Annotated in this window: 8 protein-coding genes; 4 read left to right on the top strand and 4 right to left on the bottom strand. The window is 60.7% G+C overall.

Going from position 1 to position 11,769, the window contains the following annotated elements; genetic code table 11:
• Positions 1-1,182 (bottom strand): isochorismate synthase, encoded by a 1,182-nt coding sequence (locus tag K5Y30_RS12540; protein ID WP_137385051.1) that lies wholly within the window; start codon positions 1,180-1,182, stop codon positions 1-3.
• Positions 1,183-1,358: 176 nt separating this feature from the next.
• Here K5Y30_RS12540 and fepB point away from each other — a divergent pair, with 176 nt between their 5' ends.
• Positions 1,359-2,324: a Fe2+-enterobactin ABC transporter substrate-binding protein gene (gene fepB, locus K5Y30_RS12535; protein WP_110868075.1), complete on the top strand. Its 966-nt coding sequence runs from the start codon at positions 1,359-1,361 to the stop codon at positions 2,322-2,324.
• Here fepB and entS read toward each other — a convergent pair.
• Positions 2,319-3,569, bottom strand: a complete 1,251-nt coding sequence (gene entS / locus K5Y30_RS12530; protein ID WP_222185134.1) for an enterobactin transporter EntS — start codon at positions 3,567-3,569, stop codon at positions 2,319-2,321. The two genes, fepB and entS, sit on opposite strands and share 6 nt — an antisense overlap.
• A 141-nt stretch (positions 3,570-3,710) precedes the next feature.
• Here entS and fepD point away from each other — a divergent pair, with 141 nt between their 5' ends.
• From fepD to K5Y30_RS12515, 3 genes are read left to right on the top strand one after another with little or no spacing between them, the layout of a single operon-like run.
• Positions 3,711-4,700, top strand: a complete 990-nt coding sequence (gene fepD, locus K5Y30_RS12525) for a Fe(3+)-siderophore ABC transporter permease (protein ID WP_222185136.1) — start codon at positions 3,711-3,713, stop codon at positions 4,698-4,700.
• The gene (fepG, locus tag K5Y30_RS12520; protein ID WP_101762263.1) at positions 4,697-5,680 is read left to right on the top strand and encodes an iron-enterobactin ABC transporter permease; all 984 of its coding nucleotides are present in this window, start codon (positions 4,697-4,699) and stop codon (positions 5,678-5,680) included. The genes fepD and fepG overlap by 4 nt, the downstream gene beginning before the upstream one ends.
• Complete coding sequence (locus tag K5Y30_RS12515) at positions 5,677-6,474, top strand: ATP-binding cassette domain-containing protein (protein WP_110868073.1); 798 nt, start codon at positions 5,677-5,679, stop codon at positions 6,472-6,474. Before fepG ends, K5Y30_RS12515 begins: the two co-directional genes overlap by 4 nt.
• Before the next feature lie 84 nt (positions 6,475-6,558).
• On the opposite strand, the gene K5Y30_RS12510 is transcribed toward K5Y30_RS12515, so the two are convergent.
• On the bottom strand, positions 6,559-10,470 hold the full coding sequence (locus tag K5Y30_RS12510) for an enterobactin synthase subunit F (RefSeq protein ID WP_222211630.1): 3,912 nt from the start codon (positions 10,468-10,470) through the stop codon (positions 6,559-6,561).
• Positions 10,455-11,684, bottom strand: a complete 1,230-nt coding sequence (fes, locus tag K5Y30_RS12505) for an enterochelin esterase (protein WP_222211628.1) — start codon at positions 11,682-11,684, stop codon at positions 10,455-10,457. The genes K5Y30_RS12510 and fes overlap by 16 nt, the downstream gene beginning before the upstream one ends.
• Positions 11,685-11,769 lie beyond the last annotated feature (85 nt).

The following is an 11,769-nucleotide window of genomic DNA, read 5'->3' as shown; positions in this document are numbered from 1 at the left end:
TTATTGCAGTCCAAAGGCGCGCAACATGGTGTCCAGCTTCACGCCGGTTTCACGCCATTCTGATTCGGGTTGTGAGTCGGCCACGATGCCCGCACCGGCAAACAGGCGCACCCGCGTGCCATGCACGGTGCCGCAGCGGATGGTGACCACCCATTCGCCATTGCCCTGGCTATCGCACCAGCCGACGATGCCGCCAAATAGTTGGCGATCAAAAGGTTCCAGCTGCTGAATAAGCTGCTGCGCGCGCTGATGGGGGAAACCGCTCAACGCAGGCGTCGGGTGCAGCAGGCAGGCCAGCGACAGCGCATTTTCGCGCTCATCCTGCACTTCGCCGTCGATTTGCGTGGCGAGATGCCACAGCGTGGCGGTGGTAATCAGCGACGGAATGGTCGGCACCGACAGCAAACGGCTGCGCGGCTGCAAGGTGTCGCGCATCGCGTCGGTCACCAGTTTGTGCTCATGACGATCTTTGCCGGAATCCATAAGCGTATCGCCAGCGGCACGATCCTGCTGGGCATCGTCGTGATTGCGGCGCGCTGAGCCCGCCAGCGGACAAGAGCTAAAATCGCGCCCCTGTTTGCGCAGCATCAGCTCCGGACTGGCACCAATCAGCGCACCGCCTTGCGGCAGCGGCAGATGGAAATGGTAGCTATTGGGGTTCTGCGCAATCACGCGCTGCATCAGCGCTGCGGTATCAACCGGCTGTTCGGTAACGATATCCATCAGACGCGACAGCACCACTTTATCCAGATCGCCGCGCTGCGTGGCCGCCACCGCATCTGCCACCATCGTGGTAAACACATCGTGATCCGGCACTGCGGTGCGACGTCGCACCTGCGGCAGATCGCTGACGTTTTCCGGCAACGCGTTTTGCAGGTCAGCGCGATTAAACGTCTGATAGGATTCAGGAATAAACAGCGCGGCGGGCTGGCTAACGTCAAACGGGATCGCCCCGACCAGAATCGGATTGTCGATGCCCTGTTTTTTCGCCGCGGCAAAATGCTGACGTAACTGTTGTTGGAAATCACCGTCCAGCGACGCGGCGTCATCTACCGGCGCGGTAACGGTGGTATAGCATCCTTGCGTTGCCAAACTACGCCACGGCGAGGTAAAGAGGAAACCACGGCTTAGCGCGGAATAATCCTTCAGCCAGGCATTTTCAAACGTGGAAGATTCCACCATAATTTTCACCTATAAATGATAAGATTATTAAGAATGATTATCATTTTTATTATGGGCCTGTAACCTACGTCGATTGGGCAAAAGTGTCAATCCATTCGCGGGATTTCAGCTGCGTTTAGCCGTAATCAGGCGCTGACGCTCAGCAGGGCAATATGCTAAAAAGTGGACCAAAACTTATGAATAAATGCGGTTTTTGGGGCATTGCAGCCCTTATAGGTGTTTTCCAGATTTTCACTAGCGTCGCTCATGCCGAACAGGGTTGGCCGCGTACCGTTCAGGGTGCCAACGGATCGATCACGCTCAATCACGCGCCGCAGCGCATTGTCTCGACCAGCGTCACGCTGACCGGATCGCTGCTGGCCATTGATGCGCCGGTGATTGCTTCCGGCGCGACTGCGCCGAACAGTCGCCTGGCCGACGATCAGGGTTTCTTCCGCCAGTGGAGCGACGTTGCTAAAAAGCAACATCTTCAACGCCTGTACATCGGTGAACCGAATGCCGAAGCGGTTGCCGCGCAAGCGCCGGACCTGATTATCGTCAGCGCCACCGGCAACGATTCTGCCATCAAGCTCGCCGAACAGTTTTCGGCTATTGCACCGACGCTGGTGGTCAATTACGACGACAAAAGCTGGCAGGATGTCGTCACGCAGTTAGGCCAGGCGACCGGGCATGAAGCGCAGGCGGCGCAACGTATTAAAGCTTTCGACGATCGTGAAGCGGCGCTGAAAAAAGCCATCACGCTGCCACCGCAGCCAGTCTCCGCCATGGTGTGGAACGGCGGCGGACGCGCAGTCAATGTGTGGACCGCGGCTTCGGCGCAGGGCAAGCTGCTGGAACAACTTGGCTTCACCCTGGCAACGCCACCGGCGACGGTTGAGCAGGGACACAGCATGGGACAGCGCAAAGACATCATTCAGCTGTCGGGCGAAAACGTTGCCAGCGGCCTGACCGGTAAAACCTTCCTGCTGTTCGCCGCTGACGATAAAACCACGCAATCGGTGTTGAACAATCCGTTCCTTGCACAAAACGCGGCGGTGCAGGGCAAGCAGGTTTACGAGCTGGGCGTCGATTCCTTCCGTCTTGATTACTACAGCGCCAGCAATCTGCTGGCGCGCCTGGAGAAGCTGTTCGTTAAATCATGATGCCTGTTCCGTCAGCTCCGGTGCTGGCGGATGGTAACGACGTAAACGGCCCATAACCCACCACATCACGATGCCGAGCAGCGCCGCCGTAAAGCCAAATACCGCGGCGGCCTGCGGTGGCAGCAACCATGAACCCATCGCACCAATCACCGCCGCACCAATCGCATCGCCGGTCACGTTCTGCGCGGTCCACAAGCCGTTGATGCGGCCTAACAGATGATCTGGCGTTAATGCCTGAATCATCGCGTACTGCACCAGGCTGTTGATGGCGCTGAAGTAACCGAAAGCGACTAAACAGCCTAACGCCAGCGGCAGGTTCGGCATCAGGCTAAACAAACCCAACGCGACAAACGCTGCAATCGCACTGCCGAGCACCAGCTGTCCGGGACGCGCGGCGTGTTTCAGTTTACCGCTGGTGAACGCGCCGATAGCTGCGCCGAGCGGCACGGCGGCATACATCAGGCCAAGCTGGTCAGCGCTCACTGACCAATGCGGCGCGAGCGACGGATAGAGCACGCGCACCGCGCTGGCCAGCGTGACTAATGCGCCAATCAGCGCCACCATGCCGACAATCGGGCTGGCGAAAAGAAACTGCACGCCAGCGGCGAGGGATTTCAGCGGATGTTCACGCGGTTGTGGCGGCGGCGGCAAAGTGGGCAATTTCAGCAGCGTTAACACGGTAAGTAAGGTGCCAAAGGCAGCGAGTGCGTAGTTCCACGTCACGCCGCCGTGAGCAATCACCAGACCAGCAATCGCGGGCGATAAAATGGAGCCGAAGCGCACCGTCAACATGGTGATAGCGCCCGCCTGCATAATGTTTTCCCTACCGACCAGCGCGGGCGTCGCCGCCAGCAGCGCGGTGACGCCAATCGCGCCGAAAAAACCATCCCAGAAACCCAGCAGATAAACCGCGATCAGAGAGGGTTCTGGCAGCGCGGCGTTAATGGCCAGCGCGATAAAACCTAAGCCGCAGGTGGATCGGGCAAACAAAATCAGCTTTTTGCGTTCATGGCGATCCGCCAAAACGCCGCCGGTGAGCAGGCCGATAAACATGCCGGCAGCGGCCAGCGTCACCGCCAAGCCCACCAGCAGCGGTGAATGGGTCATGTGCTGAATCTGCACCGGCACCGCCACAGCGAGCATGCCGAGCGCGACAATCGAGATAAAACGCGCGATAAACACCGCGCGAAAAGCCGGGTGAGTTTTCAGCAGCGAGAGATCGATAAAGTGGGAAGATTTGTTCATGTGTTCGCCTTATTGCACCAATTTTCCTCATCGTCCGCGAGGCGAGTCATGGTAACATAGCTAAACGCGAGTAATAACGATAACCATTATCAAGTTACATCGCGCATGCGACGACGTTGAACAGTGAAGGTTTAGAACGCTATGCGCCAGATTCGTGCATTAGCAGGCTCAGGGATTCTGCTCTTGCTCCTCATTGCACTCAGCTTAATGCTGGGGGCAAAATCAATACCGCTTCCCGATGTTTATCATTCGCTTACCACCTCCTGTCACAGCGCGGAGTGCGTCATCGTGCGTGACGCGCGTCTGCCGCGTACGCTGGCCGGTTTGCTGGCGGGCGTGGCGCTCGGCCTCGCTGGTGCGTTGATGCAGAGCCTGACGCGCAATCCGCTGGCCGATCCCGGCATTCTTGGCGTCAACGCCGGAGCAGGTTTCGCGGTGGTAATTGGCATTGCGCTGTTCGGTGCTGACTCGCCGGTGGATTGGCTCGGCTTCGCCTTTGGCGGCGCGCTGCTGGCGTCCGTGCTGGTGGCGATGACCGGCGCGATTGGCGGCGGGCGTGTCAATCCGGTGCGTCTGACGCTGGCCGGCGTGGCGCTGGGCGCGGTGCTGGAAGGATTAACCTCTGGCCTGTCGCTGCTCAATCCCGACATCTACGATCATCTGCGCTTCTGGCACAGCGGCTCGCTGGATATTCGCAATTTCACCACGCTGCGCACGCTGTTCCCGGCGGTGCTGATCGGCAGCGTGGTGGCCATTGCGCTATCGCAGGCGCTGAACAGTTTGAGTATGGGTGGCGACATGGCGACCGCGCTCGGTACGCGGGTGGCGCGCACCCAACTGCTGGGCCTGCTGGCGATTGCGCTGCTGTGCGGCGCAGCCACGGCGGCGGTGGGCCCGATTGCGTTTGTCGGTTTGATGACGCCGCACTTTGCCCGCTGGCTGGTGGGCAGCGATCACCGCTGGATGCTGCCTGCGACGGCGCTGATCACGCCGATTTTGCTGCTCGCCGCCGATATCCTTGGCCGCCTGCTGGTGGCGGGTGAGCTGCGGGTTTCCATCGTCACGGCGATGCTCGGTGCGCCCATGCTGATTGTGCTGGTGCGCCGTAAATTGGGCCGGGGTGCACTATGACGCGTCGTGTCGGGTTACATACGCTGTGGCTGCTGTGCGCCTGCGCTCTGCTGGCTTATCTGGCGATGACGCGCGGTGCATTGCAGATCAGCAGTGATCAAATCTGGCAAATTCTGCTCGGGCAGGGCGCCAGCAACGTCAAACTGATCGTGCTGGAATGGCGCTTGCCGCGCGTGCTAATGGCGCTGCTGATTGGTGCGGCGTTAGGCATCAGCGGCGCAATTTTCCAGTCGCTGCTGCGTAATCCGCTTGGCAGCCCGGACATTCTCGGTTTCAACACCGGCGCTTACAGCGGCGTGCTGGTGGCGCTGGTGCTGTTTAATCAAAGCGTCACGGCGATGACCGGCGCAGCGTTGATTGGCGGCATCGCCACGGCGGCGCTGGTCTATCTGTTTGCCTGGCGCAACGGCGTAGAGACCTTCCGGCTGATTATCGTCGGCATCAGCGTGCGCGCGCTGCTGATGGCGTTGAATTCCTGGCTGATTATCAGCGCCTCGCTGGAGTCGGCGCTGAGTGCGGGCTTGTGGAGCGCCGGATCGCTCAACGGCATTACCTGGGCAAAAACGCCGCCGGTGATTGCGGTGCTGCTGCTGGCGTTACTGTTGATGGCGCTGCTGGCGCGGCGGATGCGTTTGCTGGAGATGGGCGACGATACCGCCTGCGCGCTTGGCGTGCCGGTGGAGCGCAGCCGCATGTGGCTGATGCTGATTGGCGTGGTGCTCACGGCGGCGTCAACCGCGCTGGTCGGGCCGATTTCGTTTGTCGCGCTGCTGGCGCCGCAGATTGCCCGTCGTCTTGGCGGCGGCGTTAAAGGTGCCTTGCCGCTGGCGGCGCTGTGCGGCGCGCTGTTGCTGATTGCCGCAGACTTCGCCGCGCAGCATCTGTTCCTGCCTTATCAATTACCGGTTGGCGTGATAACCGTCATTCTCGGTGGACTTTATCTGATCGCTTTACTGGTGCGGGAGGCGCGACGCCAATGACCGATATCCCTTCACGTCTGCGCGGCGATAGCCTGACGCTGGGCTATGACAAAAAGGTGGTGGCAGAGAATCTGTCAGTGACGATTCCGCAAGGTGAGCTGACGGTGATTATCGGCCCTAACGCCTGCGGAAAATCGACGCTGCTGCGCACGTTGAGTCGCTTGCATACGCCGTTAAAAGGTGAAGTGTTGCTGGATGGTGCGGCCATTGCCAGCTATCCCACCAAAGAGGTGGCGCGGCGTCTGGGTTTGCTGCCGCAAAGTTCCAATGCGCCAGCGGGCATCAGCGTCACCGAGCTGGTGGCGCGCGGACGTTATCCGCATCAGGCGCTGTTTGGTCGCTGGCGTGCGGAAGATGAAGCGGCGGTGCAGAACGCGATGCGCGCCACCGGCGTGGCCGATTTGGCGCAGCAGTCGGTAGATACGCTATCGGGCGGTCAGCGTCAGCGCGTGTGGATTGCCATGGTGCTGGCGCAGGAAACGCCGCTGCTGCTGCTGGATGAACCGACCACCTGGCTGGATATCACCCATCAAATTGAGCTGCTGGAATTGATGCAGGAGCTGAATCAACAGCATGGGCGAACGCTGGTGGTGGTGCTGCACGATCTTAATCACGCTTGTCGCTATGCCACGCATTTGATTGCGATGCGTGACGGCAGGATTGTTGCCGAAGGGAAGCCGTCGGAGATTGTGACGCCCGCGTTGATCGAGCAGGTGTATGGCTTGCGCTGCGTTATTGTGGACGATCCGGTGGCGCATACGCCGATGATTGTGCCGCTGGGGCGCGGCGGATAATTGAGGAGGTCGCCATGAATGGCGACCCTACAACATCGTACCGGCCCTGCGTAAGGTCGCCATTCATGGCGACCTTCTTACAAATTAACCCAATAACCGCTGCAACAACGGCCCAATCTGCTCAAACATCTGCGGTGAAATGATCTCCACGTGGGCACAATCCATCGGCCACACTTCCAGTTCACCGACATACGGTGCCCAGACGCGGCGCGCATCTTGTCCTGGCTGCTGCGTCTGTTCGGCGAGGAACAGCGTGGCGCGACCGTTGAAACGCGCGCTGCGTGCGGTTGCCAGCAGGCGCACCGAACTGGCGTAGTTGGCTTCGATGGTATCGAACATCGCGCGCATCTCTTCACCGGCCTGATGGCGCTGCGCAGCGATAAACTGCTCGCGCTCGCGGTTCACCTCTTCCAGCACCGCCGGATCCAGCACGTTCTCGCCGCGTTTCTCATCCCAGTTTTGCGTTTCTGGTGGCCAGGTATCCAGCAGGCCGAGGAACGCCACCTCTTCACCGGCCGCTTCCAGCCGTGCCGCGATGCCCTGCGCCAGGGTTCCGCCAAGCGAATAGCCGAGGAAATAGTAAGGTCCGTGCGGCTGTACGTCGCGCAGGGTTTGCAGATGGGCGTCGCACACGTCATCCAGATGCGCGCTTTGGTTCAGCGGGCTACTGATATCCGGCGACTGAATGCCGACCAGCGACCAGCGCGCATCGAGATAACGCTGCAGGATGCTGAATTGCCAGGCAAACCCTGACGCCGGATGGAAGCAGAACAGCGTTGGTCCGTTGCCCTGACGCAGCGGCAGCACCGCTTCGAAACCGGCTTGCTGATGGGATTGCGTATCACTGAGCAGCGTTGCCAGCTTCTCCACCGTTGAGGCCACCATGATTTGTCCCACCGACACCGGCTGTTGCAGCTCACGGCGCAGCTGCGCCGCTAAGCGCATCGCCAGCAGCGAATGGCCGCCGAGGGCGAAAAAGTCATCCTGCGCGCTGATTTCCTCGCGCGCCAGCAGCTGACAGAAAGCATTGGCTAAGGTGGTTTCCAGCCCAGCGTGCGGTGCCCGTCCCGTGTGGGCGCTGGCGGATGCGGGCAACGGCAGCGCTTTGCGATCCAGCTTGCCATTGCTGCTGAGCGGGAAGGCATCGAGCTGCACAATGGCTACCGGCACCATATGCGCGGGCAAGCGTTGCGCCAGCGCCTGGCGCAGCGCGTCGCGATCAACCGGCTGCCCGGCAATCACGTAGCCAACCAGCTGACGCGCATCACCTTGCGCTGCCGTGCCGCCAAGCACCACCGCGTGTGTGACCGCCTGCTCAATGCCGGGCTGCGCGCTGAGCACATGATCGATCTCATTCAGTTCGATACGCTGACCGCGGATCTTCAGCTGATCGTCGCTGCGACCGAGATATTCCACTGCGCCGTTATCCAGCCAGCGCGCTACGTCGCCGGTAAGATACATGCGCTCGCCAGGCATGAAAGGATCGGCGATAAAGCGGCTGGCAGTAAGATCGGGACGGCCGAGATAGCCATGCGCCAGCTGCACGCCGGTTAAGTAGAGATCGCCCGCCACGCCCGGCGGCACCGGCTGCATGCGGGCATCAAGGATGCGCAGGCCGGTATTCCACACCGGGAAACCAATCGGCACGCTGGCACCTTCGACGGCGGCCAGGGCAGCACCAAACGCCGGATACCAGCTGACATCCACCGCCGCTTCGGTTGGGCCATACAGATTGTGCAGCGGCACGCGCGTCAGTTTTTCCCACTCGCGCGATAAATCCGTCGGCAGCGCTTCACCGCTGCAGAACACGTTACGCAGGCTGGCGCAGCAGGCAATTGCCGGTTGATCATCCAGCGCCGCGACAAAGGCCGCCAGCATCGAGGGAACGAAATGCGTGGTGGTGACTTTGTAGCGGGCAAACAGCTGCTGCAGCGCTTCCGGGTCGCGATGGGCTTCTGGCGGTGCCATCACCAACTGCGCACCGACCAGCAGCGGCCAGAAGAATTCCCACACCGAAACGTCGAAGCTGCTCGGGGTTTTTTGCAGCACCACGTCGTCGGCTTGCAGCGGATAGCGATCCTGCATCCACAACAGGCGATTGACGATGGCTTCATGCCCCACCAGCACGCCTTTAGGGCGACCGGTCGAACCTGAGGTGTAAATGATGTAGGCGCCATCCTGCGGCGTCGGCGCGCTGGCCGGCTGCGGTGCATGGGCATTGTGATACAGCACATCAAAATGCAGCTGATTGACCGACGCGATGGCGCTGAAACGTGCGCTGAGCGCTGCGCAGGTGATCAGCGTTTTTGGCGCGGCGTCTTCCAGCATCAGCTGTAAGCGGTCATCCGGATAACCGGTGTCGAGCGGCAAATAGGCAGCGCCGAGCGAAACAATCGCCTGCAGCGCCAGGGAGAGCTGCACCGAACGCGGCAGCGCCACGGCGACAATATCGCCACGCTGAACGCCGGCGGCGCTGAGATCGGCGGCCAGCGCAAACACCTGCTGTTGCATCGCGCGATAGCTAAGCTGATGCTGCGCATCGGCCAGCGCCGGTGCATCGGGGGTGCGTGCCGCCTGCTGCGCTAACAGGGAAGCCAGCGTTTCTGCTGGCAGCGGATAGGCGGTTTGGTTGATCGCGGCAATCTGCGCATGCTCTTCGGCAGTGAGCAGATCGAGTTCGCCGCACGGCCGCTGCGGCTGTTGCGCCAACTGATCGAGCAGCAGGGCAAAGCGGCTGGCATGACGCTGCAAGGTTTGTTCGCTATAGCGTTCGGCATTGGCCAGCAGCTCCAGCGTCAGTTCACCGTGCTCGCTGATGTAAATGGCGATCTCCAGATCGCGCACCGGCCCGGACGCCAGTTGATGGGTGATGCCTTCCACGCCAGCGAAATCGAGCTGGTAGTCAAACATCTTCAGGTTGATCACCGGACCGTACAGCGGATCGTCATCGCCGAGGCGGCCGAGATCGCGCTGCACCTGTTCGGCGTCATAGCGCTGATGACGACGCATCTTTTTCACTTCACCCGCGAGCTGCGCGGCGAGCGCGCCGATCGGCTGCACGGGATCGTAATGGATTGCCATCGGCAATACGTTGATCACCGGACCGGTGGCGCACAAGGCGGCCGAGCCGATGCGGCGCATAAAGATGAAGCCAGCGGCAAAGTCGTTTTGCCCGCTGAGACGCGCCAGCCACAGCGCCACCAGCGCAAAGGCGAGATCGGCCGCGCTGGCGTGCGGATGCTGCTGCACCAGCCTCTGGAAGGTGCTGCGATCCAGCGTAACGCTATGGCGCAGCAGATCGGTGCTGGCGTGTTGACCGGCGAGCGGCAGCGGCGAGAGCGAAGCCGGTGAGGGCAGCGCCGCCCCTTTTTCGCGCCAGAACTGGCTGTCACGCGCAAAAGAGGAGGATTCGCGGTAGCGCTGATACTCGTCCACCACTTCGCTAAACGGAATAAACGGCGTCGGTTCAGCGGCTTGCTGGCGTACGGCCGCGCTGTAGAGATTGGCGATGCGGCGCGTCAGCGCGGTAAAGCTGAAGCCATCCACCACCAAATGATGATAGCGCTGATACCAAAACCAATGCTGATCGTCGAGACGGAACAGGCGGTGATGCCACAGCTTTGCGCCGCTCAATACGCGCAGATCGCCATTCATGTCGTCACGCATCAGCGCGCGCGCTTTGGCGGCCGCATCGGCCTCCGCGCGCAAATCGACAATCTGCGGCAGGCTAAAGGCGTGTGGCTGCGGCCACTGCAACGCTTCGCCTTCCACCTCACCAAAGGCCATGTTCAGCGTGTCGGCTTCCTGCATGCCCGCAACGATCGCCTTCGCCAACAGGGCGCTATCAATCTCACCGCGCAGTTCGACAAAGTGCGCCACCGCGTAAGCGTTGTGGTGAGGTGACAGCTGATCGGCAATCCAGATGCCGGGCTGTGCCGCGACTAACGGCAAGGTTTGTTGGTCGGTCATAGGCTTATTCATCAGGGATTCGGACATGGATGCTCCGGTTTGCTCCACAGCGCTTGCAGGCCATTCAGCAGGCCGCCGCGCCAACAGAGCGCGTCATGGCCGCCTTCCACCGGCAGGTAATTCACCTGATAGCCGGCAGCGCTAAGCTGCTGTTGAAGTTGTTGATTAGCTTGCAGAATCAAGCCTTCGCGTTTGCCCGCTTCGAGCCAGAAACGCAGCGGTTGACGCGGTGCAAGACCGTTATCCAGCGCCTGCAGCAGCCAGCCGTGCGGATTGCCGCGTTCCGGCCACCAGAAGGAGCCCGATAAGCTGAGCGCGTTGCCAAAGGTTTCCGGCCAGTGCAGCGCGGCAAACACCGACGCCAGGCCGCCAAAGCTTTGTCCGGCGACGATGGTACTGTGCGCCTGCTGGCGATAAGGCGTTGATTGTGCAACTTGCGGTAACAGTTCTTGCTGAATGGCTTGCCAAAACTGCGCGTTACACGGCAGCTCGCGGCTGCGGTGTTCGCGATCAATGATGTCGATAAACAGATACACCGCTGGCGGCAAAGAACCGGCATCAGTGAGCTGCTGCAGCGGTCCGGCAATCGGCATGCTGTGCGCCCAGAATTGCCCGTCAAGCATGATGGCCAGCGGACGCTGTGCGGGATTGGCTGCGCCGGTGGTGTAAATCCACACCTTGCGGCTGTTGCCTAATAGCGCGCTATCCCATTGCTGCTGTTGCAGTTCAAGGGTTGGCGCTGTGCCGTTATCCACCGCTTGCCACAGCTGTTGATCGGGCGCGTGAGGCAGATGCAGCGGCGAGACGCCCATGCCGCGACCACCGGACCAGCCACGTAAGCTGTTCAAAGGATCGGCCTGCGCCGTCGGGAATTTGTCGCGCCACCAGTTGCGCAGCGTGGACATCTCGGCAACGCCAGTGAAGTCCGTGGCCTGCTCATCGGGCATCAAACAGTAACTGCCGCGCCAGTTGGCGGGCAGCGAGGTCTGCCAATACCAGACGTTGGTGCCCGCCACACGCATTAACGACTGCGGCGGGCGGCGCTGGTGGTGATCGGTCACGCCGGTAATGTTAATCCACACGCGCTGGGTCGACGATTGCGTCTCATCGCCTTGCGGATCACGCCAGAAGAAAGTGACCTGACATTGGCCATCGTCTGCTAACTCAATGCGGGGAATACCTTGGGATTGTTGCGCCTGCCACCAGGCCGCACTGCCGGTTACATCATTTCGCCAGGTCATAGGGCTGCCAGTCGGTGTTTACGCGGAGATTTACATAAGCTTGATGAATAATACTATTGATAATAATTTGCATTTGCAATAGGGT

This window comes from Pantoea sp. DY-5 (assembly GCF_019795955.1).
In the GTDB taxonomy this organism is placed as follows: domain Bacteria; phylum Pseudomonadota; class Gammaproteobacteria; order Enterobacterales; family Enterobacteriaceae; genus Pantoea; species Pantoea leporis.
Note: the sequence above shows the minus strand (reverse complement) of the source record. Positions and strands in the feature narration are given on the sequence as shown.